At 32.1% G+C, this 26,290-nt stretch carries 22 protein-coding genes; 16 read left to right on the plus strand and 6 right to left on the minus strand.

Going from position 1 to position 26,290, the window contains the following annotated elements; genetic code table 11:
- Positions 1–418 precede the first annotated feature (418 nt).
- Positions 419–1,603, plus strand: coding sequence for a serine hydrolase domain-containing protein (locus ERL59_RS03635; RefSeq protein WP_160644620.1), 1,185 nt, complete (start codon positions 419–421; stop codon positions 1,601–1,603).
- Between the two features lie 86 nt (positions 1,604–1,689).
- Here the strand turns inward: ERL59_RS03635 and ERL59_RS03640 are convergent, their stop codons facing one another.
- From ERL59_RS03640 to ERL59_RS03650, 3 genes are all read right to left on the minus strand, one after another.
- Positions 1,690–2,955: a CapA family protein gene (locus tag ERL59_RS03640; RefSeq protein ID WP_201763470.1), complete on the minus strand. Its 1,266-nt coding sequence runs from the start codon at positions 2,953–2,955 to the stop codon at positions 1,690–1,692.
- 149 nt (positions 2,956–3,104) lie between these two features.
- Positions 3,105–3,800 carry an RluA family pseudouridine synthase gene (locus tag ERL59_RS03645; RefSeq protein ID WP_160644622.1) on the minus strand — a complete coding sequence of 232 codons (696 nt, stop codon included), beginning with the start codon at positions 3,798–3,800 and terminating at the stop codon, positions 3,105–3,107.
- A gap of 152 nt (positions 3,801–3,952) precedes the next feature.
- On the minus strand, positions 3,953–4,333 hold the full coding sequence (locus ERL59_RS03650) for a hypothetical protein (RefSeq protein ID WP_160644624.1): 381 nt from the start codon (positions 4,331–4,333) through the stop codon (positions 3,953–3,955).
- A 590-nt stretch (positions 4,334–4,923) separates the two neighbouring features.
- Between ERL59_RS03650 and glgB the strand changes: the two genes are divergently transcribed.
- The 4 genes from glgB to glgA are packed head-to-tail and all read left to right on the plus strand — an operon-like array spanning position 4,924 to position 10,576.
- On the plus strand, positions 4,924–6,831 hold the full coding sequence (gene glgB, locus ERL59_RS03655) for a 1,4-alpha-glucan branching protein GlgB (protein WP_160644626.1): 1,908 nt from the start codon (positions 4,924–4,926) through the stop codon (positions 6,829–6,831).
- 24 nt (positions 6,832–6,855) lie between these two features.
- On the plus strand, positions 6,856–7,983 hold the full coding sequence (locus ERL59_RS03660; protein WP_160644628.1) for a glucose-1-phosphate adenylyltransferase: 1,128 nt from the start codon (positions 6,856–6,858) through the stop codon (positions 7,981–7,983).
- Between the two features lie 30 nt (positions 7,984–8,013).
- Complete coding sequence (gene glgD, locus ERL59_RS03665) at positions 8,014–9,120, plus strand: glucose-1-phosphate adenylyltransferase subunit GlgD (protein WP_160644630.1); 1,107 nt, start codon at positions 8,014–8,016, stop codon at positions 9,118–9,120.
- Between the two features lie 19 nt (positions 9,121–9,139).
- Positions 9,140–10,576: a glycogen synthase GlgA gene (gene glgA, locus ERL59_RS03670; RefSeq protein ID WP_160644633.1), complete on the plus strand. Its 1,437-nt coding sequence runs from the start codon at positions 9,140–9,142 to the stop codon at positions 10,574–10,576.
- 136 nt (positions 10,577–10,712) lie between these two features.
- Here the strand turns inward: glgA and ERL59_RS03675 are convergent, their stop codons facing one another.
- Positions 10,713–11,600 carry an ABC transporter substrate-binding protein gene (locus tag ERL59_RS03675; protein WP_160644635.1) on the minus strand — a complete coding sequence of 296 codons (888 nt, stop codon included), beginning with the start codon at positions 11,598–11,600 and terminating at the stop codon, positions 10,713–10,715.
- Positions 11,601–11,832: 232 nt separating this feature from the next.
- Between ERL59_RS03675 and ERL59_RS03680 the strand changes: the two genes are divergently transcribed.
- Together ERL59_RS03680 and ERL59_RS03685 are read left to right on the plus strand one after the other, a co-directional pair.
- A complete protein-coding gene (locus tag ERL59_RS03680) occupies positions 11,833–12,375 on the plus strand; it encodes a flavodoxin family protein (protein ID WP_160644638.1) in 543 nt (180 codons plus the stop codon).
- Between the two features lie 279 nt (positions 12,376–12,654).
- Complete coding sequence (locus tag ERL59_RS03685) at positions 12,655–13,017, plus strand: hypothetical protein (RefSeq protein ID WP_160644640.1); 363 nt, start codon at positions 12,655–12,657, stop codon at positions 13,015–13,017.
- Between the two features lie 223 nt (positions 13,018–13,240).
- On the opposite strand, the gene ERL59_RS20970 is transcribed toward ERL59_RS03685, so the two are convergent.
- The gene (locus tag ERL59_RS20970; protein ID WP_160644662.1) at positions 13,241–13,375 is read right to left on the minus strand and encodes a DUF4083 family protein; all 135 of its coding nucleotides are present in this window, start codon (positions 13,373–13,375) and stop codon (positions 13,241–13,243) included.
- Between the two features lie 120 nt (positions 13,376–13,495).
- Between ERL59_RS20970 and ERL59_RS03695 the strand changes: the two genes are divergently transcribed.
- A complete protein-coding gene (locus ERL59_RS03695; RefSeq protein ID WP_160644642.1) occupies positions 13,496–13,693 on the plus strand; it encodes a hypothetical protein in 198 nt (65 codons plus the stop codon).
- Between the two features lie 47 nt (positions 13,694–13,740).
- Here ERL59_RS03695 and ERL59_RS03700 read toward each other — a convergent pair whose 3' ends face one another.
- Positions 13,741–14,037 (minus strand): hypothetical protein, encoded by a 297-nt coding sequence (locus ERL59_RS03700; RefSeq protein ID WP_160644645.1) that lies wholly within the window; start codon positions 14,035–14,037, stop codon positions 13,741–13,743.
- A gap of 185 nt (positions 14,038–14,222) precedes the next feature.
- Here ERL59_RS03700 and ERL59_RS20675 point away from each other — a divergent pair, with 185 nt between their 5' ends.
- From ERL59_RS20675 to ERL59_RS03735, 8 genes are all read left to right on the plus strand, one after another.
- A complete protein-coding gene (locus ERL59_RS20675; RefSeq protein ID WP_201763471.1) occupies positions 14,223–14,396 on the plus strand; it encodes a hypothetical protein in 174 nt (57 codons plus the stop codon).
- An 85-nt stretch (positions 14,397–14,481) separates the two neighbouring features.
- Positions 14,482–14,967: a hypothetical protein gene (locus ERL59_RS03705; RefSeq protein ID WP_160644647.1), complete on the plus strand. Its 486-nt coding sequence runs from the start codon at positions 14,482–14,484 to the stop codon at positions 14,965–14,967.
- Positions 14,968–14,984: 17 nt separating this feature from the next.
- Positions 14,985–15,401 (plus strand): hypothetical protein, encoded by a 417-nt coding sequence (locus tag ERL59_RS03710; protein ID WP_160644649.1) that lies wholly within the window; start codon positions 14,985–14,987, stop codon positions 15,399–15,401.
- 442 nt (positions 15,402–15,843) lie between these two features.
- Positions 15,844–18,408 carry a hypothetical protein gene (locus ERL59_RS03715; RefSeq protein ID WP_160644651.1) on the plus strand — a complete coding sequence of 855 codons (2,565 nt, stop codon included), beginning with the start codon at positions 15,844–15,846 and terminating at the stop codon, positions 18,406–18,408.
- A 174-nt stretch (positions 18,409–18,582) separates the two neighbouring features.
- Positions 18,583–21,162 carry a hypothetical protein gene (locus ERL59_RS03720; RefSeq protein WP_160644653.1) on the plus strand — a complete coding sequence of 860 codons (2,580 nt, stop codon included), beginning with the start codon at positions 18,583–18,585 and terminating at the stop codon, positions 21,160–21,162.
- 170 nt (positions 21,163–21,332) lie between these two features.
- Complete coding sequence (locus ERL59_RS03725) at positions 21,333–23,567, plus strand: hypothetical protein (RefSeq protein WP_160644656.1); 2,235 nt, start codon at positions 21,333–21,335, stop codon at positions 23,565–23,567.
- 37 nt (positions 23,568–23,604) lie between these two features.
- Positions 23,605–25,689, plus strand: coding sequence for a LamG domain-containing protein (locus tag ERL59_RS03730; RefSeq protein ID WP_160644658.1), 2,085 nt, complete (start codon positions 23,605–23,607; stop codon positions 25,687–25,689).
- 59 nt (positions 25,690–25,748) lie between these two features.
- The coding region (locus tag ERL59_RS03735) for a S8 family serine peptidase (protein WP_235929777.1) at positions 25,749–26,290 on the plus strand (542 nt) is incomplete at its 3' end.

A 26,290-nucleotide genomic window follows, 5' to 3' on the forward strand; every position in this document is an offset into this window, starting at 1 on the left:
TCATTTTTAAAAATACCAAGGAATTCTTCACCTCATACCTTCATTGTAAACACTTAAATTTGCATCTAACTCCTCATAACTGTCATACCATATCCAATTGTAATCTTTTATGTAAATCCCCTTGTGATCGTAAACGAAGTTGATAGCATTAATTCAGGGTTTGCGCTATCCGAATCAAACCTTTTGATCTCATTTTGAATAGGTAAAATCAGGTGTATGTTCCTTTATTTATTATGTACAAGATCAAAATATATGAAAGAGAGAAACTAAAAGGGAAATAGATGAAACCTTTCTAAATCTCTAAACGTACTTATGATTATATGAATTTTTCAAATGATTCATATTGGTAGTTTGATAGTTTTTCAGACACTCTTTCTAAAATTGTTAATAATCAAATCAACTAGAAAGGAAAATGATAATGAGAAAAAGTTATGTTCTTATGTTTCTTTGTTTTCTTCTTGTTGTTAGTGGATGTTCTGTATCAACTACAGATTACAGTGATGTTCCAGATCAATTGAAACAAGATAAAAATGAAATCGAGTTCAAACCACTTGTAATCAATAATAAAGAAGAGCTTGAAACACAAATAGAAAAAGCAGTGAATGGATTTACAGAAGAGTTTTCTTTCTCAGGTGCAGTTTATGTTGGTGTAGGGGAGTTGGATATTTTCTCAAAAGGAGTAGGATTTGCAGATTATGAGGAGCAAATAGATAATACAGTCGATACAAAATTCTTAATAGGAAAAGGTACAACCGAGTTTACTGCTGCTGCGATTTTAATGTTAGAGGATGAGGGTTATCTTTATCTTGATGACCCAATTACAGAGTATTTCCCAGAACATACACATTGGGAAGAAGTTACGATTGAACATTTATTATCGATGTCATCAGGAATCGTTAATTATATGGAAGAACCTTATTTTAGTCAAATACCGGAATGGGTGTACACTACGACAGATGAAGGAAAAGACTTGGATGTCATTATGGGTATTTTTGAAAATGAGGAATTAAACTTTATACCTGGTGAGGAATTTGAATACAGCTTTTCAAATTACATATTATTAGGACGTATTATTGAGCAAGTTACAGGGATGCCATTTCATGAGTATATAAAGGAAAATATATTTAACCCACTTGAGATGACGAATTCAGGTTTAGGAAATAACTGGATTGATGAATATGATAAAGCCATTGGATATTCAATGATAGGTCAAGGGTATGCAGATGAAATGGAATTATATAATACTGGTGGTGTAGATGCATCCGCTGGTTTATACTCAACTGTAAATGATTTATCAAAGTGGTATAAAGCTATAAATACGAATGAAATTCTGTCCAAAGAAGTAGTTCAAAAGATGTTTACCACACATACCTCCATAGAGAATAAACCGAATAACATCAATGAATTTAATTATGGGTTAGGGACTTATTTGTATGGAAATGTAGCGGTTAATATAAATAGAATGCTTGGATACACTAGTTTAGTACATTATGAACCCGAAACAGGAGTACTGATTATTATATTAGGAAATCATGAAAGAATTTTTTATACTAATAATTCTCTTAAGAACATTCTGTTAGAAGTTATATATGGAAGAAGTTAAGTTTTCTATTTACTTTCAGAGAATAACAATAGGTAACTGAGTCGGTCATAAATTTCTACATAATGTGGTCAAGAAGAATATTTCTATTAGTTGGCTTTCCCGCCAATGGGTATTGTATTAATTGAATTAAGATGATGAGTAATATCCTCAAAATAGGTTTCAAGCAAAGGATAAGTATTTGTTGGGAGGAACTCGTCTTCTTTTGTTGTAATCACTTTTTCAATAGGCAATACCCTAAAGTTTCTTTTATTATTAGCATAATATTTATGTACCCAAGTTGGAATCGTTTGAATGTGAGTTAATTCTATTTTATTTTCTGGGAAATGTTTCTGGATTTCTACCTTAAAAATCACTCCAACATCTGTATATTTAGCGGTTCCTTGATCAGGACCTTGATTGGAAATGAAATTTCCCATTGAATAAATAACGACGCCTTTTCTCTTATTTCCATCATATCCTTCAAGTTCTAAAATTTCATATGGTTGAACAACATGCGGGTGACTACCTAAAATAATATCTGCACCTGCTTTAATTAGATGTTCAGCAATTTGTTTTTGTTTCTCATTTGGAGTTCTTGTATATTCTGTTCCAAAATGTACTGAAACAGTAACAACATCTGCTCCAGCACCTTTTAGTTTTTGAATATCTTTAGACATTTTTTCAGGATCAATTAGGTTGACTAAATAATTTTTTCCTTCTGGTATAGGAATTCCGTTTGTTCCGTATGTATAAGCCAAAAACCCCATATTAATTTCATTTTTTGAAATCATTAACATTGTTTGACCATCCTCTTTTGAAGCGGCAGTTCCTGTGTAATAAATATCTCGTTCATTTAAAAACTTCAGTGTATTTATAATACCGTTTTCACGTCGATCCAAAGAATGGTTGTTTGCGGTTGTAAGTACATTAAATCCAGCATTTTTAAGTGCATCTGCTAATTGCTCAGGTGCATTAAATTGAGGGTACCCAGAATAACCCATTTCTTTACCTGCAAGTGGAGTTTCAAGATTGCCAATAATCCATTCCCCTTCAAGAAATAAATCTTTTACTTCTGTGAAATAAGAATCGAAAGAATATTGACCAGTTTCTTTATTATACCCATGAGAGATTTGGGGGTAATGCATCATAATATCTCCAACTGCAAAAAGTTCGGCAGATGTGGAATAAGCTAAGGGTTGTTGATTTAATCGTACGTAATTTCTTTTAGCGACTGCTTTTTTAATGTCATTAAAAAGCTCATGTTCATCTAATGTAAGTTCATCAATAGATTCATTTTGTTGTAAGTCATCTGCAGTAAAGTTATTGCTGCAGCCAGATAAGATAATCATTGTGATAAGTATTATTTTTTTCATATTTACCTTCTCTTTTTTTAAAATAGAATATCCCTTTTCTCTTATTTTGACTTAAAATAATTAAAAAATACAACATGTGTGGAAATTAAAGGATATATCATGCTGATATTTTACATAAAGATTAAAAATCTGGCAATAGTAAGTGAAAGTTATGATCTAATTTCCTCCCACATATTCCACGGATATTCGGAAGGGGGAATGGAAAAAAACTCAACCTCTTTTTTTAAAGTTGGATGGAAAAAGCTTATTCTTTTTGACCATAATGCAAGCTGTTGATTTTTTTTGCTGATTTTCTCTCCATACTTTTGATCTCCATATAAAGGACAACCTATTTCAGAGAATTGAACTCTAATTTGATGTGAACGTCCAGTATGTAAACGAATTTGTACGAAGCTTAATCCATTGTTAAATCCTTTTACTTCATATTCAAGAATGGCCTCTTTACTATTTTTCTCATTTTTTGAGACACTAAATACTTTATTAATAGATGTATCTTTTTTTAAATAGTGAATCAATTTTCCTTTATGTTTGCTTGGTGATCCATGAATAACTGCTATATATTCCTTTTGCAGCTGATGAGTCCGAATAGCATTAGATAACCGTGAAGCAGCTTTGGATGTTTTTGCAAACACCATAACCCCGCCAACGGGTCGATCGAGCCTGTGGACTAAACCTAAATATACATTTCCTGGTTTATTATATCGCTTTTTTATGTCTTGTTTTAGTAAATTTAATAAATCTATGTCTCTAGAACTATCTTGCTGTGTTGGAATATTTATAGGTTTTTCTACAATAAGAATATGATTATCTTCAAAAATAATAGGTATAGGATGAATTTTATCCATATAATCCTCCACTTTCAATAATATAGCTTTAGCTTGTCCAATTTTACATACAATTTCTTTTATAGGCAAGTTTTAAATATAATAAGCGGTGCGTATAAGTTTAATTATAACGCACCGGAAAAATTAGATTATAACAGTATTTTTGAAAATACTTATATAAAAAAGCCTCCTGGAGGTGCACCACTGCTAGAAGCCCCGCCGCCACCTAACAAGCCACCAAGGCCACCGCCACCGCCGGAACCACCACCGCCGAGCATACCGCCTAATAAACCTGGTAACATTCCTCCGAGGCCACCACCGCCGCCGGAACCACCACCAGATCCACCGCCACCGAGCATACCACCTAATAGACCTGGCAACATTCCTCCGAGGCCACCGCCACCGCCGGAACCACCGCCGCCGAGCATACCGCCTAATAAACCTGGTAACATTCCTCCGAGGCCACCGCCACCGCCGGAACCACCACCAGATCCACCGCCACCGAGCATGCCTCCAAGAAGACCTCCTAAGCCACCACCACCAAGTTTACCCATGCCTAACATACCTTTTAATAACAAAGGTAATAAAAATTTGGTCTGTGCTTTATTACCACTTTTTGGACTGATATATATAGTTCCACCTTTGACTTTAACAAGCTTTCCAACATATAACGTTCCATCTTTTTTTATAGCATAAATATCTTTACCAACAAGTTTATTTACTTCTTTTTTAGATATCATTGGGTTTTTGGAATATTTTTTTGAATGTTTTTTGTGTTTCCTCTTTTTCTTTGTCTTGTTAACTTTTTTTGGCATTTATTAGATCACTCCTTTCCGTACAATGTTATCCCTCATTGATTGTCCGTAAGATTTCATTGTCTTCACCTTATTCGTTCTCCATTTATTGTATGTTTGAAGATTGAAGGTGGTATGGACATTCGTTTAGATTAACTAAATTGTACATTTGTCTATACATTTCATTGAACTGCAAACATTGGGAAGCAATACTTCATTTGAAATGGTACTTAGTTCATATTTTTGTGGAAAAATTTTCTCATATTACGATTATTATGTTCATACATATAAAAAGAAGTTTTGGGAGCATGGTTATATTTTTATATTTAGTTTTAAAAGGAGTTGAATTTATGATAGATTTGCTTCCAACTATTGAACATTTAGATTTGTTTAAAGAGGGGAATTTATTTCATGCCTTTAAAGTGTTCGGGGCCCATTTAGAATGTGAAGGTGAGGAAATGGGGGTTCGTTTTACCGCTTGGGCACCAAATGCAAAAGAAGTCAGAGTCGTTGGGGATTTTAATGATTGGAACGGTAAGGAACATACGATGCATGAAATAGAAAGTACTGGAGTATGGAGTCTGTTTATCCCTCAGTTATTTGATGGCACATTATACAAATATGAAATACATACAAATGAAGATAAAGTATTTCTCAAATCTGATCCGTATGCTTTTTATTCAGAAAGAAGACCTCAAACAGCCTCTATTGTAAAGTCTTTAAACGTTTATAAATGGCAGGATGAACAATGGCAAGATAAAAAACGAAAAACAAATGTACTGAGTAATCCAATTAATATATATGAGGTGCACTTAGGTACTTGGAAAAAGGTAAATAATGAGTCTTTATCCTATTTTGAACTAGCCAATAAACTTATTGAATATGTAGTGAGTATGGGTTATACCCACATTGAGCTTTTACCCATTATGGAACATCCATTTGATCGATCATGGGGTTATCAAGTTACAGGATATTATTCTATAACTAGTCGTTATGGTACGCCAGAACAATTTATGTATTTTGTAGACCGTTGTCATCAAAATGGAATTGGGGTCATTTTAGATTGGGTGCCTGGTCATTTTTGTAAGGATGATCATGGATTGAGGGAGTTTGATGGTACTCCTTTATATGAATATAAAGATGGTATGAAAGCTGAAAAACCGTCATGGGGCACATTGAGTTTTGATTATAGCAAACCAGAGGTTGTATCTTTTCTCATCTCTAATGCGCTGTTTTGGATGGATGTATATCATATAGATGGACTTCGAGTAGATGCTGTGGAAAGCATGATTAATTTAAACTTTGACAAACCTCCGGGCCAACACATAAAGAACAAACAAGGTGGTACTGAGAATATAGAAGCCATCTCCTTTATAAAAAAACTGAATGAAACTGTATTTCATCACTATCCTAATGCATTAATGATGGCAGAAGATTCTTCAAATTGGCCTTGCGTTACTTCTCCAACCTATATGGGTGGATTGGGGTTTAATTTTAAATGGAATATGGGTTGGATGAACGATATGTTGCGTTATATGGAATCAGACCCAATTTATAGACCTTATAAACATCAGTTAATTACCTTCTCATTACTTTATACGTATTCAGAGAATTATATTTTACCTTTTTCACATGATGAAGTTGTTCATGGAAAAAAATCCATGTTAAATAAAATGCCAGGAGAATATTGGCAAAAATTTGCTAACTTAAGATTACTTTATAGTTATCAAATGGCTCATCCTGGAAAAAAACTTACATTCATGGGTGGTGAACTTGCACAATTTGAAGAGTGGAAAGACTTGGAACAAATAGATTGGATGTTATTAGATTTTGATATGCATCATATGTTTCAACAATTTGTTAGAAGTTTAAATTTATTCTATAAACAAGAATGCGCATTATGGGAGTCAGATTATCATCACTCCGGTTTTATGTGGATGGATGCGGACAATAACAAGGACAGCATCATTTCATTTATTAGAAAGGGGAGGTGTGAGGAGGAAATCATTCTTGTCGTTTGTAACTTTACACCATTATCGCGTCAAAGTTATGACATTGGAGTTCATATCCCTGGCATTTATGAAGAAGTTTTTAATAGTGATGATGTGAGGTTTGGGGGAACAGGAAGAAAGAATGGGAAGGTAAAAGCCGGATTAAAATCTTGTCACTTTCAAGATTTTAGTATTCAATTAACCATTCCTCCACTTGCCACCATCATGCTAAAAAGAATACCTGCTATATCTAAAGAAATAAATTAGTTTTTTATTGTAGGGAGAGATTAAATGAGATCAAAAGAATGTATAGCCATGCTGCTGGCAGGTGGGAAGGGGAATAGATTAGGTGCTTTGACCAATAAATTAGCAAAACCTGCCGTTTTTTTTGGAGGGAAATATAGGATCATTGATTTTACGCTTAGCAACTGTACCAATTCTGGAATCGATACGGTAGGTGTTCTAACACAATATCAACCCTTAGCATTAAACTCATACATTGGGGCAGGAAAACCTTGGGATTTAGAACGTGAAGATGGAGGTGTGACTTTACTACCTCCTTATGTAAAACAAAATGGAGGAAATTGGTATAGTGGAACAGCAGATTCCATTTTTCAAAACATTGATTTTATTGAACAGTATAACCCTAAATATGTACTAGTTATTTCTGGTGATCATATATATAAAATGAACTATGAATTGATGTTAAATTATCATATACAAAAAAATGCAGATGTAACGGTTGCGTCCATTCGCGTAGATTGGAAAGAAGCGAATCGCTTTGGTATTATCCATACGAATAATGAAGAAAAAATTATTTCCTTTTCTGAAAAACCTAAAAACCCTAGCAGTAATCTTGCATCCATGGGTATTTATATTTTTAATTGGAATGTTCTAAAACAAAATTTAATTTCTGATGCAAATGATAACAATTCAACTCATGATTTTGGAAAAGACATTATACCAAAGATGCTGGGGAACGAGTATGTTTTGTATGCATATTCCTTTGAAAGTTATTGGAAAGATGTAGGTACAGTTAATAGTTTATGGGAAACACATATGGATCTTTTAAAAGAAAACTCACGGCTAAATTTAAATGATAAAAAATGGAAAGTTTACTCAAGGAATTTAAATCAACCACCACATTATATTTCTTCAAAAGCCACAGTGAGAAATAGTTTAGTGAATGAGGGGTGTACTGTATTTGGAGAAGTTGAAAATTCCATCCTTTCGTATGGCGTTTATGTAGAAGAAGGAAGTAAAATTAGGGATTCTGTGATCATGCCAAATGTAAAGATCGGTAAGTATGCGGACATTAATCGATCAATTGTAGGTGAAGGAGCGGTTATTCATGATCACAGTGTTGTAGGAGATCAGAAGGAGATCACTTTAATCGGACATCGTGAGATTGTTTCGTAACTCTAATTCATATGAAAGGGTGAAACTTCTATGAAAAATGTGATGGGCATCATTAATCTGGTCAATGAGATAGACCAACTTGAAGAGTTAACCTACAACAGATGTATTGCTTCAACTCCTTTTGGGGGCAGATATCGATTCATTGATTTTATCCTATCTAGCTTTGTTAACTCGGGAATACACAAAGTATGTATGTTTACTCATACGAAATATCGTTCCTTGATGGATCATCTAGGTTCAGGTAAGGAATGGGATTTGGATAGAAAACAGCACGGGTTGAGAGTATTACCTCCTCTTTTTGAAGAACCAAAAGAGATCAGAGGTGATTTACATTATTTTTATGGTCATAGAGATTATTTTTTTCGAAGTAATGAAGAGTATGTGATCCTTACAAAATCTCATATGATTTGTAATATCGATTTTGATCCCATACTTAAGTTTCATAAAGATCATAAGGCGCAAATAACATTATTATATAAGGATATAAAAGATGAACAATTCTCATTAGCTCGTCCTATAAAAGTGAGTTCAGATCAAACCGTAACCTCTATGTTAGATCATCAAATAAATGCAACAAATGATCAAATCAGTATGGAAATGTTTCTAATGAAAAAAGACCTGTTTCTAGATTTAGTAGAAACCTCAATCGCTAGTGGATGGAAAGATTTTATAGAAGATGCTGTGATCAAAAATTTAGACATTTTGAATGTGTATGGATATAAATTTACAGGTCATTTAGGCATTATGAATACAGTTCAAAGTTATTATAAAAACAGTATGGATTTATTGAATATGTCTTTATATCAAACATTATTTCAACAATCTTATTCTATATATACAAAAACAAAGGATGAAGCTCCTGCTACTTACAAATCGAACGCATTAGTCTCAAATTCTTTAGTGACAAATGGATGTATTATCGAGGGTACAGTAGAAAATAGTATTTTGTTTAGAGGTGTTGAGGTAGGAAAGGGAGCTCGGCTCAAAAACTGCATTATCATGCCTAACTCTGTAATTCAACAGAACGTGATTTTAGAAAATGTCATTTTAGATAAACATGTGATTGTAAATATGGATAAGGAGATTATTGGTGATCCAAAAACCCCATATATTGCAGAGAAGTTAAAAGTAATTTGAGAGGAGGTATAAGTATATCATGAATATACTATTTGTTGCATCAGAATCAGCTCCTTTTGTGAAATCAGGAGGGCTGGGTGAAGTAATTGGCTCTTTGCCAAAACAAATCAAAAAGAAAGGTGCAGATATCCGAGTGATTCTGCCCAAATACGGAGATATTCCAGAAAAATTTAAGAATAAAATGACTACAAAAACTGAATTTACTATCCAGCTTGATTGGAGAAATCAGTATTGTGGTGTTCAGGAGCTTCAAGAAAACGGTATTCATTATTATTTTATAGATAACGAGTTTTATTTTAAGAGACCAGGACTGTATGGTTATGGAGATGATGGTGAAAGGTTTGTTTATTTTAATAAAGCTGTATTAGAAGCAATTCCACACTTAGATTTCATTCCAGATATCATTCATTGTCATGATTGGCAATCTGGTTTGATTCCGGTTTGTTTAAAAGCTCAATACGCTGATAAACCAATGTATAGAAACATAAAAACCATTTTCACAATTCATAATTTAAAATATCAAGGGGTTTTTCCAAAACCATTGTTGAAGAGTTTAACTGATCTTGATGATTCATACTTTGCTAATGATTCACTTGAATTTTTTGATCAGGCTAATTGTATGAAAGGTGCACTTATATATTCTGATGTTATAACAACAGTTAGTCATACCTATGCAGAGGAAATTCAGACCTCTGATTGTGGAGAACAACTTGAAGGAGTTATAGAAAAAAGGAAAAAAGATTTGTACGGCATTTTAAATGGGATAGATGTTAAAAACTACAATCCTGTTACTGATCCAAATGTGAGAGTAAAATATCAAAACTCACTATTTAATAAAAGACTGAACAAAGAACGTTTTCAAAAGCAAATTGGCTTGCCTGTTAACAAGGACATTCCTATGATTGGAATGGTTTCACGATTGGTTGAACAAAAGGGTTATGACTTAGTTGCTCATGTATTGGATGAAATATTGGAAATGGATATACAGCTTGTCATATTGGGAACAGGTGAAAAAAAATATGAACTGTTTTTTGAAGATGCTGCGAAGCGAAATTCAAATAAAATGGTGACAATAATCAAATTTGACGAAGTACTAGCGAGAAAAATATATAGCTCTTCAGACATGTTCCTTATGCCATCTTTGTTTGAACCGTGTGGAATAGGTCAATTACTGTCCTATCAGTATCGAGCTGTTCCGATCGTTAGAGAAACAGGGGGGTTAAAAGATACGGTTAAACCTTATAACCAATATTCTGGTGAGGGAACTGGTTTTACATTTGTAAACTATAATGCTCATGATATGTTATTTACGATTCAAAGAGCAGTTGAATGTTATCATAATAAAGAGGTTTGGCATAGCATTATAAACAGTATAAAGAAGGTTAATGTAAGTTGGGATAAACCTGCTAGAGAGTATATTTCCTTATATAAACAATTGGTATTTGTCCTTAATTAATCTAATTTTTAGTTTACAAACACCAAGTTCCTACTAAAATCTATTCTGTTCTTGAATGAATGATAATTTTGTTTATAAATAAAAGATAGGAAAATTCGTGGTCTTATTTCAGTTATACAATAAGACCACTATTCTATTAACATAAAGGTTCAGTTTTATTTGCTGGAAATAAATCAGGATAAAACAATGAAGCTAAAAGTTCGATGCCCTCAATTACTCCGATACTTGGCTGTGTAAAGAAGTTCGCATCTAAAAGAAAAACTTGATTATTTTTGACTGCTTTAAGTTCTTTCCAACCTTCCAAATCTTCTAATTGAAGTACTTCTTGTTTCGCTTTTTCACCATTATATCCACATGGTGATATTACAATCATTTCTGGATCATAGTTTTTTAAATCCTCAAAATGTATAACATTAGAGTGACCTTCTGGTGACGCTAATGCATCTTTGCCTCCAGCCAGCTGTACAAGCTCTGGAATCCAATGTCCTGAGTTGTAGATAGGGTTTATCCATTCCATGAAAAACACAGAAATTTTTTGTTTATTGTTGTGTTTTATCTTATTTTGAATATGAATAATTCGTTTGTGGTAACTTTCTACTAATTCGATTCCTTTTTGCTCTGTACCTAATTCTTTAGCAACTATTAGTACATTTTCAAATATTTCATTCAGATTTTTTGGAATTAGAGGAATGATTTTAGGTTGTTTTTTTAACTGATAGACGGCTTTTTCAACATAAGAGGTTCCCACCTGACATACATCACAAACATGTTGGGTAAACATGATATCTGGTTCAATTTTCTCAAGTAATTCTTGTTCAATATAATAAAGTGACTTATCTTCCTTCACATGTTGTGAAACAATTTCATTAATTTCTGAAGAAGATAAATCCTTGCCTTCTAATACAGATCTTACAACTTTAGGTTTATCTGATGGACATTCAAAAGTTACTCCACTTAAATATGAATCGAGACCTAATTCGTAAATCATTTCAGTTGCAGCAGGTAAACATGAGATTACTTTCATGATTTTTGTTCTCCTCAATGTAAGATTTATTTCATCCTATCATAAAAATTCATATTTTGGTTTATTAGTTACAAAATCAGGACTATTTTGATTGGATTTAATCTTACGTATGTACTGAATAATAAAATTGTTCTGTTGCATATGATCCTGTACATCTTATATAATAAGAACAATTGTTTCGTTAGAGAAGAATAAATGAAGCTATTTTTGAATCTAACTAGGGGTGGAGTAAATGAAAATACTAAATATTCTCGGTAGTTCTAGAAAAGAAGGAAACTCTGAGATTTTATCAGATTATGTTTTAAATAATATAGATCACAATAAAATCTATTTGTCTGATAAACATATAAATCCAATTATAGATAAGCGGCATACTAAAGAAGGTTTCAGCATTGTAGAAGATGATTACGAAGAAATTTTACCTGCATTATTCAGTCATAATATATACATATTCACAACTCCACTATATTGGTATGGCATGTCTGGACCCATGAAAATCTTCTTTGATAGATGGTCCCAATATTTACGTGATGAAAGGTTTGATTTTAAAGAAGAAATGTCAAAAAAGAAAGCTTATGTCATTGTTACTGGTGGTGCAAATCCTCAAATAGAAGCTTTACCTCTAATTCAACAATTCAAATACATTTTTAACTTTGTGAATATGGAATTTGTAGACTATATTACTGGACGAGGGAATGAGCCAGGTGATGTTAAAGAGGATCAAGCCGCAATTTCAAAAGCTTTATTATGGAATAAATCATTAAAAGGTGAATAGATATTACAGCCATCATCATTTCAAATCATGATCCTATCATAGTGACACAATTATAAATTGAAAGAAAACATCTAATTTGGATGTTTTCTTTTTGGTCACTTAAAAATCTATATGTATAACCACCTAACGTAATTTGGTCAGATGATTTCTCCTGGGGTATGTGGTTTTAGAATTTATTAATCATGGAGAATAGGGAATTGCATTAGAAGTAATTTGTAGTGTTGTTGAAAAAGTTAAATGAGATATTAGAGAATATCGTTAAGGATTAAATTCGAGAAGGTGAACCTTATAAAAAGAAAAATAATAGTCATAATTTTATTTACATTAATTGTTTTGATTACTACCGTCATTATAACTAAACCAGATAAAAATGATTTTGTTAATTGGTTTGAAAACGAGCATGATATTAAGTGCTATGATCCAGAATGCGACACAATTATATTAAAATTATATTATGGTGAGATTTCAAAGAGTACAGCGCTTGGCCTAGAAGAAGAGTCGTATTCTAATGGGATATTCAATATAAAATTGTCAAGGTTATATAGAGGCGTAGATGATAGAGATGATTCGTTCTTTATAGATGCGGAGGTTTTTTTGGTAAATTTAAAGAAGTTGAACAATGGGAAAGAACTGGAAAATTAAAAAATTCTTCAAAATAATGGTTAATATATTATTTGGAGTAGCCTTTAATAACCAATATTCTTTGTTAGCTTCGGCATTAGGGTTTACCTTATTCATATTTTAAGATTTTATATGCCGTTTCCAGATTCTAATATAATTAAGGAATGGGATAAAGTTAATAAGGTTAAAAAGAGAAGAAGTTGTTGATTTGGAAAGTTACTGACTTACTAAAGTCAGTAGGCAGTCAGCTTTTATTTTGTTTTTCAAGCAATTCAATGACTCTATCAAGCTTTTTACTAATTTCATCATTTTGTGTCATTTTGGTAGATGAATTAATAAGTAGTCTTCGAATAAAAAGAATAAAATTACGGTTCTTAATTTTTTAGTAGATTTCTTCAGTAGATATAAAAAAATCATCGTATTAAATAAGTAAAAGAAAAAAGTAACAATCAAGATAATTGAATCCGTGAAATAAAATGAATCTAAATCGGGGCTATTTATGATAACATCCATTATTTTAATTATTGGAAGTATTTCTACCATAGGTGGAAAAGAGACAATCGTAACTATAAACGAATTAAGGATTTCCCAAAAAGAAGTTATTTCTTTTTCAAAAACCATGTCAAATTTAGATGCCATATATGAACAAATTATTGATATAGTGAGAGAAATTATAAAATTGGTACTGCGTAAATAATTGATGAATTGTATCATAAACCTCCAAATTAATGAAATGAGTTTTAACTATGTATCCTTAAGTGTTCTAAAAGGTCTTGGAGAAGGTAAAGAGATCAAGTGTTGAACTAATTCTATATACTCTTCTTCAGTAATTTGGAATGGTTCCCATTCAGCAGCACAAGGGTAACCACCTTCTAAGAACATTCTATTAAGGGTGCTTAGTGGTGGAATTACCTTATCAATACTTGAATCTAGTAACATTCCAGTATCAACTATTAATTCAGCAATTGTTCCTTCTTTAGAAACAAATTTATTTTTTGCACCATATGCTTCAGGTTCTAACTCATATTTTATAGTTCGCATTTATGTGTACCCCTTTTACTTTCAAATTAATTGATATTTAAAGGTTATCACAGGCGTAGATTAAAGAAAAATCTTTTTTAGTGAACTGTGTAGATTGTTATAGTGCAAAGATAGTAAACCGAGAGAGGAAAAATCATATGGTAAAATAGAATATAGATAACTACTTTTCGAAGGGGATAAGGGATATGGACTTTTTATTGTACTTTTGGTCACTGGCTCTCGTTAATGCTGTATTAGCTCAAATGAAGGGAATGAATACATGGTTTTGGTTTATAATTTCATTATTCATTGGACCTGTCGTTACTATTTGTATTTTATTTGATAAAGGACATAAAAATAGGAATGTAAAGATTAGGTGACAATTCATAGTAATCTTAGGTACTGGAAAGATGTTCAATAGATAACTTTTAAATGTGTAATCAGTTCGCAATGTTGGAGGATACAATGGGAAAAGAAGAGTTTCTAAAGGAATTGGAAGAAATAATTGAAGAAAATATATTCATTGGTAACACAATTGATGACTTAGATAAAGAAATATCACAAAACAATTGGTCTTTTTCATTGACACAAGAATTAGTGCAGGAGTTTACGGCTGATGATTTAAAAAATTTCTTTGATAGATTGCTGAAAAATAGAAAAGATCAATTTTTGAATGCCAATAGTAAGCACGGTATGATTTTCTATGCTTGGTTTGAGTGGCAATCAGGAAGGATTCTGTTTACTTTAATTTCTGATTTTCATTCTAAATTACCTTTTGGTAGGGAATATAAGGTTGTCAACAATATAGAATTAATAATAAAAGAATTTTTGAATTATCCTTATCACGATGGAATTCCAATTATAGAAATTGAAAATGATGAGATAGAGTGTGATGATCAAATAATAAATAAGCCTTTTAATATTTATGTAACTAATGTTCATGTAAATTAAAAGCGGAGGGAAATATAATGGGATACAATTGGAAAAATTCAGTTAAGTACCTTATCTATGGTGTTGGATTTATTGTTTTGCTAATTTTTTTAAGTGAAATGACTAATTATTTTCAAAACATAATGCAACGAACATACAATTTTTATCCTTGGACAATGTATTCAACTTTAATTTATCTCCCAATTGGGATATATCTTGGGGTTCCTAAACTATTAAAAGAATTTAAAAAAACTGGAAAGTGGAAAATAAATTTTCAAAAGTTAATTTTTATCGGATTACCAGCTCTATATTATGCATTTTATTTGTATATACCGTTTTTCCGCCCTATACCGAGGTTCTTAATTCCTTTAAATAGTATTTTTAGTCTTAGCATTATTATGGTGGGTTATATAATAATTGATAGTTTTATCAAAGAACAAGAAAACGAAAAATAGCAAAAGCATTTAGTATAACACCTTGCCATTCATCCATCTATATAAATTTAAAAAAGGGCAGCTACATTCCTCTGAGACAGGGTGGTTTGACAAACGACACCCAATATATCAAAAACGGTACGATCCATGATTGATTCAAAAAACATAAATCCCCATAAATCATCTTTTTATCTAAATTCCATTAATATCTCTGTTCACCCTTTATAGTACAATTTATACTCTTGTTTTCCTCTAACAAAAAAACCTTTCTCTGTTATGAAAGGTTTATTTTGATTTCTCTTTAAGATTAACAATCTTTAAAAGTAACATATTTCCATTAGAAATAAGAAAAAAATTTGTATATGATTTAAAGGTAAATTAATGAAGGTTTTAGTAAATGAAGGGGGGAAATTGGTTTTAAGAGTCTACTAGATTATATAAAAAAGTAACTAGGAGGGAAACAATGAAATATTACTCGACAAAATCTAGTATCTCAAAGGTACTAGTCTTTTCAATTCTTTTATTAACTTTTTTACCTGTACAGGGTCAAACGAATATGGATGTTTCTTCTGCAACAGATATAGAATATGAATTAACTTATTCAGGCGTATTGAATTCCAACGACCCTGAAGGTTTATACAAATATGAAGCATCAGGAACTGGGATAGATACGTTATCTCTTATCGTTCCAAATGATGTCAATTATGATGTTTATATTTACGATGAGAATTTAAATATAATAGGATCTGACATTAGCAGCTTAGGAGTTGAAGAAGAACTATACAGAGTCAATAGAGGGAAGATTTATTACATAAAAATTTTTAGCAATGACGGGATGTATTCAAGTAATGAATATATTCTTAATATAAAACCTTACAAGTTTAATCTTCAAACGAACTATGAATACGACAAGAATGGAAGTTTAGTTCGAACAGAAGTATTTGATGTACAAAAACAAAAGGAATTATTGAAAAGTGGGTTGAACTATGTCGAAGTAGATATGGATACCTCTGCATCACTTACTTCACTAAAAGGACGTACACTTGTCAATTTGTTAGGGAATGAGGGAAACTTTGAAGAGCAAGGTTTATGGGCAAATACCTTAACTACTGATATTTCAACAAACAAATTTGGTACATCAAGTGGAAAAATTGATAACAGCCTAGAAAGTATAGAGAAAATTGCTAGAAACTCCTCTTCATTAGACCTTAGTGGAAAAAAGGTTCTAGTTGGTGTTTGGGCTAAATCAAATAGTGCAAATTCTGAAATTGAGTTATTTTTAATAGGTAGAAAAGGTGAAGATGGCTTTAATTCAACGGATAAATATATAAGATTTTATGATGTAAGTGAGGAATGGAATTTATATTACACAATATTTGATCTATCTACCAAAACAGATGACGATTGGATCTTTCGTCTTGATGTAAATAACCCAGGAGATATTGTTAATTTTGATGGTGCATTTGTTTATGAAATCACAGATGAAGAGGAAAGTTACATCAACTCTCTTTCTCTACCTGATGGACACCAATATATCGAGGATATGTATCCTTTTGTCGATGGGATGCAGAGTGTAACTAATCCTTATTTAGTGAGAAGAAGTCAGAATCTATTGCCTCCTCCATCAATGTGGGGTGAAATAAATAAAGAATATACAAGGAACATACTGAGTGATTATAAAGAAATATGGGAGAAAAATAATACGGATGAGTTCGTAGACGTTCGAATCAATCATATTCCTGTGATTGAAGATACGATCTATTCTTTTTCTATGGATTTAACAGTAGAAAATTATGGAGGTAGTGGTGGTTTTTATTTATGGGTGAGAACTCTAGATGATAATATGAATAAGATTTCATCATGGGGAGAGAAAACTCAAACTTCTACAGGAAAGTATACCGTAAATGTTGAGATCCCATCAGGAGTATCCTATATTAACTTAGGACTCACAGTTACAGATACTGCAACTGGCACCTACACAATTAGTAATCCAATGCTTAATTTTGGTCCAGAACCTCTACCGTTTGAACCTATGGAGGAAGATGATCTTTATATAAATACAATTCTTACATCAAGTGTGGATGGAAGTGTAAAAGATGAGTTATATCAGAGAGGTGATAAATACTATAAGTGGAAAACTCATGAGGTGTTAACAGTAGATGGATCAGTAGGTTTGCGAAGTTATGTACATTTAAGATCAGGCTATAAGATAGTAAGTTTTGAACACATATCTGATTATCTAGATAAAGCTAAAATGGGTGCTAGTCAATTAGTTAGTTCTAGTGATGTAACTTATAAGGAATCAGGAACAGTATTCGATAGTTTAACAGATGAAAATCAATATTATATCAGTGTAGGTGAAGATTTTAAGAGGGTTTTTATTGCGATTCCAAATACCGATAGTGGTTGGGGAGAAGATTATACACCTAGTACAGAAGAGATTAGAGCTTACTTTGATGCTAATCCATACACACTTCAATACCAACTTGAAGAGCCCTACGAAGAACTAGTCACATTATACACGTTAAAAATACATAAAAAAGTAATATTGGATGGTTCGAAAAACTGGAGAAGTGTAATAGATGATAGGTCAGGGTATAAAGTGGTTAGTTTGGATGGCTTTGATGATTATATTGGAAAAAATGGAAGTGGTGTAACTGATGCTAGCAGCTTAATTAAGTTTAATCAAATCTCGTTAGAAGAATCGGGGTTAGTCTATGCAAAATTATCTAATTATGATCAGTATTATTTTAGTGTAAACCCTACCTATAAACGTCTTTATATTACGATATCAGACGCTGATAGTGGTTGGGGCGAAGATTACATCCCTAACACGGGAGATATTAAATCCTACTTTAGTCAAAATCCATATACACTTGAATACAAGTTAGCAACACCAGTAGTAGAGGAAACTCAAGTGGAAAATAAGACATTTACACTAACAAAGGGATTAAATCAAATTGAGCTAGGTTCTTGGGGTATAGATAGTGGTTATGAAGCAGAGATTGAATATAATATTGAACGTTAAATGTTCTATTGAAATGAAATTCAATTAATTAGTTTTTGCAAATATATTTGAGAAAATAGAAGCTCAGTATGAAAATATAGAAGGGAGGATCATTTCAAATACCGTTTTTTCTATGATTATTCTAAATAAGAGAGCTTAGAATAACATAAATATACAAATTTGAGGATGATAAAAGTGGAATACTTTAAAAAATCAAATGCTTTAATTACATTACTTATCGTTTCAATACTTTCATCAATGATATTACCTGTACAAGGTCAAATGAATATGAACGTTTCTTCGGCAACAGAGATAGAATATAAATTAACTTATTCAGGTGTATTAAATTCGAACGAATCTGAAGGTTTATACAAGTATGAAGCATCAGGAACAGGAATTGATACATTATCTTTAATCGTTCCGAATGATGTGAATTATGATGTTTATATTTATGATGAGAATTTGAATCAAATTGGTGCTGGAGTTAATAGTACAGGTGAATTAGAAGAAGTTTATTATCGAGTGTCTAGAGGAAATATTTATTATATAGTAATTATAAGTCAAAATGAGAATTATTCGTTAAGTGACTACACACTCAAAATAGAACCTTACAAGTTTAATCTTCAGACGAACTATAAATACGACAAAAACGGTAATTTAGTTCTAACAGAAGTGTTTGATGTACAAAAGCAAAAGGAAATTTTGAATAGTGGTTTGAATTATGTGGAAGCAGATATGGATACCTCTGTATCGCTCACTTCACTAGAAGGTCGTACACTTGTCAATTTATTAGGGAATGAAGGAAATATTGAAGAGCAAGGGTTGTGGACCAATAAATTAACTACTGATATTTCAACTAGTAAATTTGGTAGATCTAGTGGAATAATTGATAATAGCACAGGAATCACTGAAAAAACAGTTCGTAATTCTACCTCACTAGACTTAAGTGGCAAAAAGATTCTGGCTGGTATTTGGGCTAAAGCAAACAGTGGTACACCTAATATGCAGCTGTATTTACTAGGTAAAATGAATGATATTGGTATTAATTCACCTCAAGTTAATAGTTATGTTGTAGATAATGACTGGAAATTATACTATGATACGTTTGATCTTTCTTCAAATACAGATGATTATTGGCATTTTCGAGTGGATGTGGATAGCTTTGGTACCTCAGATGATATTATTAATTTCGATGGTGCATTTGTTTATGAAATCAAAGATACAGAAGAAAGCTTTATTAATTCTCTAACTCTATCTGATGGACAACAATATATCGAGGAAATGTATCCTTTTGTCGATGGGATGCAATCTATCACAAATCCTTTATTTTTAATAAAGGGAAAAAATATATTTCAACACTCAGACTATGCTCTAAAAGGACTGACGGCTTTAAAATGGTATGATATTGAAATGGATATTCCTATGATTACTAATCAATCTTACACATTGTCTATAGATAAAAATAATTCAATCTTTGAGGGATTACAACTAATTAATAGTGATAATAGTGAATTTGTTGAAATTAATGATTTAACAATAAACAATTATGGAAACATTACTTTTACAAAATCCTTGCCAATTAGATTGAGAGTGAAAACGGATGAAAATGGCAGTTATAATCTAAAAAACTTGATGCTTAACATAGGAGATGAGCCTTTACCTTTTGAAAATCCAAATGAAAAAACCATGAATATCCAAACTTCACTTCATTCAAATATTCATGGAGATATTAAAGATAGACTTTATCAAAACGATACTAAGATGATAGTAAATAGAAAAATTGGATATAAAGAGTTAAACGGAAATGATGAGTATAATTTAAATTTTAAAGAACCAGATTACACTGTGGTTGTATACAAGCATGGTTACAATACTAAACAAAATCTTGTAAGTTTGATAAAAGATAGTGGTATTCCTTTAGAGCTGAAAACTACTTTATTTAATGATATGAATCAAGTGTCTCATTTATGGGATAGTGGAAATTTATTTATTTCAATTTCCAATGAAGATAGTGGTTGGGAAGAAAATTATACTCCATCAAATGAAGATATCCAACGTTATTTTAATGGATGGAAGTATATAGATGGATCTACATGGATCAGTAAAACAGGAAATGGGGGAACAACTGATGAGACCTCTGCATTATCTTCTATGCCAAATGACTATACACCGTATCAGTTACAATACGAACTTCAGAATAGTGTAGTAGAAGAAATACAGATAGAAAATCAAATTATGTTATTAGAGGGTTATAACCAATTAGAGCTAAGGTCATCAGTTATAGATAATATAGGATTCAAGGAATTGAATAGTTCAGATAAGTTTGAGTATTCAGGAAAAGGATCAGGTTATACTGTGGTTACTTATAAACACGGGTATAATACCAAGCAGCCAGTTATATCTATGACAAAATATGATAGAGAACCATTAGAATTAAATACTACTTCTTTTAATGATATGAATCAAGTGTCTCATTTATGGGATAGTGGAAATTTATTTATTTCAATTTCCAACGAAGATAGTGGTTGGGGAGAAAATTATACTCCATCAAATGAAGATATCCAACGTTATTTTAATGGATGGAAGTATACAGATAGTATGAGGTGGGTAAGTGTCACAGGAAATGGAGAAGAAATAGATGCTCAAAATTCTCTATCTTTTAAACCTTCAGATTACCTACCTTATAGACTAATTTACCAATTGAAAAGCGAAACGAAAATACAAGATCTTACTAGTGGTTTTAAAGCAGAAATTGAATATAATATTGAACGTTAAATGTTGGGTAAATGTACAAATAGAAGTTCAGTATGAATATTCAATTACCATTTATTATTAACATAATCTTATGGTTTTCTATGACTCTAATAAATAAGTGAAAATGAAATCTATGTGCTAGTTGACAGAATAGAAATTGCATAAATACAACAAATACGAGGATGATAATAGTGGAATACTTTAAAAAATCAAATGCTTTAATTACATTACTTATCGTTTCAATACTTTCATCATTGATATTACCTGTACAAGGTCAAATGAATATGAACGTTTCTTCGGCAACAGAGATAGAATATAAATTAACTTATTCAGGTGCATTAAATTCGAACGAATCTGAAGGTTTATACAAGTATGAAGCATCAGGAACAGGAATTGATACATTATCTTTAATGGTTCCGAATGATGTGAACTATGATGTTTATATTTATGATGAGAACTTGAATCAAATAGGTGATGGAGTTAATAGTGCTGGAATATTAGAAGAAGTTTATTATCGAGTGTCCAGAGGAAATATGTATTATATACGAATTATAAGTCAAGATGGGAATTATTCCTTAAGTGATTATTTACTAAAAATAGAACCTTACAAGTTTAATCTTCAGACGAACTATAAATACGACAAAAACGGTAATTTAGTTCGAACAGAAGTGTTTGATGTACAAAAGCAGACGGAAGTATTGAAAAGTGGTTTGAACTATGTCGAAGCAGATATGGATACCTCTGCATCGCTTACTTCACTAGAAGGACGTACACTTGTCAATTTATTAGGAAATGGAGGCAATTTTGAAGAGCAAGAGTTATGGGGAAATGGATTAACTACTGATATTTCATTAAATAAATTTGGTACATCAAGTGGAAAAATAGATAATAGTTCAGGAAGTACTGAAAAAGTTGCTGGTTACTCTACTTTATTAGATCTAAGTGGTAAAAGAGTTTTGGCTGGTTTCTGGGCTAAAGCAAGTAGTGAGAATCCTGAAATGGATTTATATTTAATAGGCAGAAAGGGCAATGATAATTTTAATTCAACAGATAAATATATGAAGTTTTATGATGTAAGTGAGGAATGGAATTTATATTACACAACATTTGATCTATCTACTAAAACAGATGACGATTGGCTTTTACGTTTTGATGTAAATACTCCAGGAGGTATTATAAATTTTGATGGTGCATTTGTTTATGAAATCACAGATACAGAAGAAAGTTTTATTAATTCTCTAACTCTATCTGATGGACAACAATATATCGAGGAAATGTATCCTTTTGTCGATGGGATGCAAAGTGTAACAAACCCTTATATTGTGAGAAAAGGAAACAATTTACTACCTCCATTTAGTCAATGGAAGGATTTGAATGGGAATAAAATAATCAATTATATTTCAGATTATGAAATTGAAGTCGAATTTGGAAGTCCTTCTTGGTCAAATGCTTTAGAGGTATTCGTTCCTGCACTTCCTAATACAACATATACACTTTCTATTGAAGAAAATACTTCGTCTAAGTTTTGGATTGCAAGCACAATGGATGACACACCTGGTACTGAAAATTTTGGGTCAGTTCATCTTGCTAATGGTGGTCAATATACGACAACCAATGAAGCAAAGTATATTAAAATTCGCTGGTATGAAACTGAAACAGGTAACTACAGATTAAAAAAACCAATGCTAGTATTAGGTTCTGAATCTATGCCATTTGAACCTCAGAGTGAAGCTGCTATATATATTGACACTCTATTATCATCTAGTGTTGATGGTAGTTTGAGAGATAAGTTATATCAAAAGAATGATGAGTTGTATCAATTGAAAACATATGAGGTTATGTCGTTGGATGGGAGTTTAGATTGGAAATTTAATTCAGATCAAGAAGGATTCAAGTTAATTAGAGTTGATGATTTTGATACGAATGTAGATAACAATCTAAAACCTCAATTAGTAAAATACGATGGAAAAGTTTTAAATTATGGCAACTCTTTGCTAGAGTCAGATATTCTAGGCCAAACTTCATGGCAGTTAGGAGATATATTAATATCTATTGCTGACACAGACAGTGGTTGGGGAGAGAATTACACTCCTACTAATGAAGAAATTAAATCATATTTTAATGGTTGGAAAATGTACGTTGAAGGTAGCGCAGGTAGTATACCATATAACGGAACAGGTAATAAATATTGGGCTAAGCGAACTCCGGAAGGAATACTTAGAGAAGGTCAAAATACTGTTCCGACAGTAAATAATGAATATTTATCTAGTTATCAACTGCTATATCAATTAGCAGAACCTTACGAAGTTGAAGTAGAATTTGAAGGTCAATTAACATTAATAGAAGGATTAAATCAAATTGAGCTGGGTTCAATTGGTTTACCAAGTGGTTTTGAAGCAGAGATTGAATATACCATTGAACGTTAATGTTCAATGGTAACTAAACGATAGGGGGATAAGATCTTTGTTACTAAAGAGAATATGTTTGTTTTTGTTCTGTATTTTTACATTCATTTTCATTACTTCCCAAGCACATGCAAAATATGAATATTTTTATGATGAATCAAATCGATTGGATTATATTAGTACAGTTTCAGGGAGTAAAATAGATTTTGAATATGATTCCAATGGCAACTTAATAAAAAGGAACAAAGTAAATATAAGAGAAGCATCACTAGCTTTTGATGGAGTAGATGATTATGTTGATATAGGAGTTAGTAATGCATTTACTGTGAGTGAACTTACGATGGAAGCTTGGATTAAAACGCCAGAAGAGATGAGTCAACAATGGCGGAATATTGTAAGTAAAAGCGAAGGAAATGATGTTTCAACAAGAGACTACAACTTTTATGTACAAAGTACTGAAGATTTTCAAAAAATAGGTTATCTTCATTTTTCCTCAGGTATATTTGGAGCATCTATAGTAGAATTACCAACACCCTACGAACCCAACACATGGCATCACATAGCCGTTACAGTAGATAATACAGGGTTGCAAAAATATTATTCTGATGGGGAATATATCGGAGAATTTCAAGGAGTGGCAGGGATAGCAGACAATGATTATCCACTATGGATTGGGAAATCAAATAATCTGTGGAATGGAATAATGAAAGATGTTCGCTTATGGAATAAAGCTCGCAGTGAAGAAGAGATCCTATCTACGATCAACAAAGAACTGATAGGGAACGAATCAGGACTCATTGGCTATTGGAAATTAGATGAATTAGAGGGAACTATCGCATATGATTCAGCAAAACATGGTCATCCTGGAACGATTGTTGGTGAACCTTTAAGAGAAGCAGCATTAGCTTTTGATGGAGTAGATGATTATGTTGATATAGGAGTAAGTAATGCATTTTCTGTGAGTGAACTTACGATGGAAGCATGGATTAAAACACCAGAAGAGATGGGTCAACAATGGCGGAATATTGTAAGTAAAAGCGGAGGAAATGATGTTTCAACAAGAGACTACAATTTTTATGTGCAAAGTACTGAAGATTTTCAAAAAATAGGATATCTTCATTTTTCCTCAGGTATATTTGGAGCATCTATAGTAGAATTACCAACACCCTACGAACCCAACACATGGCATCACATAGCCGTTACAGTAGATAATACAGGGTTGCAAAAATATTATTCTGATGGGAAATATATCGGAGAATTTCAAGGAGTAGCAGGGATAGCAGACAATGATTATCCACTATGGATTGGGAAATCAAATAATCTCTGGAATGGAATAATGAAAGATGTTCGCTTATGGAATAAAGCTCGTAGTGAAGAAGAGATCCTATCTACGATGAACAAAGAACTGATAGGGAACGAATCAGGACTCATGGGGTATTGGAAATTAGATGAATTAGAGGGAACTATCGCATACGATTCTGCAAAACATGGTCATCCTGGAACGATTGTTGGTGAACCTTTAAGAGAAGCAGCATTAGCTTTTGATGGGGTAGATGATTATGTAGATATAGGAGTAAGTAATGCATTTACTGTGAGTGAACTTACGATTGAAGCATGGATTAAAACACCAGAAGAGATGGGTCAACAATACAGAATTATTGTAAGTAAAGAAAATGGAACAGTGGATACTAGGAATTATAACTTTTATGTTAAGAGTACTGAAGAAAATCAGCAGAAAATAAGTCATCTTCATTTTTCATCAGCAATCTTTGGATCTACCAATATAGAATTGGAAACACCCTATGAGCCAAACACATGGCATCACATAGCCGTTACAGTAGATAGCACAGGGTTGCAAAAATATTATTCGGATGGGAAATATATTGGAGAGTTTCAAGGAGTAGCAGGAATAGCAAATAATGATTATCCACTATGGATTGGGAAAACGTGGAATGGAACAATGAAAGATGTGCGCTTATGGAATAAAGCTCGCAGCGAAGAAGAGATCCTATTTACAATGAACAAAGAACTGATAGGGAACGAATCAGGGCTCATCGGCTATTGGAAACTAGATGGGCAGCATGGAATACTAGCAATGGACTATTCACCTTATAAGAGCGATGGGACAATCTATACCGAATAAATAGATAGATTAATACGTTCAGTTTAAATTTAAATAAATCACTTATAGGAGGCAATATTTTGAACTCAAGAAAGATGATCGTACTTATTTGTATTTTCTCTATGCTATTTTCGAATCTAGCATATGCAAATCCTAGTGAACTGTTAGAAAAAGAAGAGGTTACATCGTATTTAATCGGTTTACATGAAGAAGTTTCTTCAGACGAATTTAAAGAAAAAAAATTAAAAGATAAAAAAACAAAAAAGATCAAAACCAAAAAGAAAGATATGATTGTTGCTGAGTTAACCGAATTGGAATTATTAGAATTAGCCAGTGATGATCAAGTTTTATTTGTGGAAGAAAATGCAATCGTTGAAGTGACATCCGTAGATAAACCAAAAAAGAAAGATGTTGAAGATAATCAATTGATTCCTTGGGGAATACAGGCTATTGGCAGTCATCTTGCCCATGAGAATAAATTTGAAGGTAAAAATATAAATATCGCTATTCTAGATACGGGAATTGCTGATCATCCAGATTTGAAAGTAAAAGACGGAGTTTCTTTTGTTGAGGACAAATCGTTTGATGAAGATGATCATGGTCATGGAACTCATGTAGCTGG

It is taken from the genome of Chengkuizengella marina, assembly GCF_009910845.1.
In the GTDB taxonomy this organism is placed as follows: Bacteria; Bacillota; Bacilli; order Paenibacillales; family KCTC-33759; genus Chengkuizengella; species Chengkuizengella marina.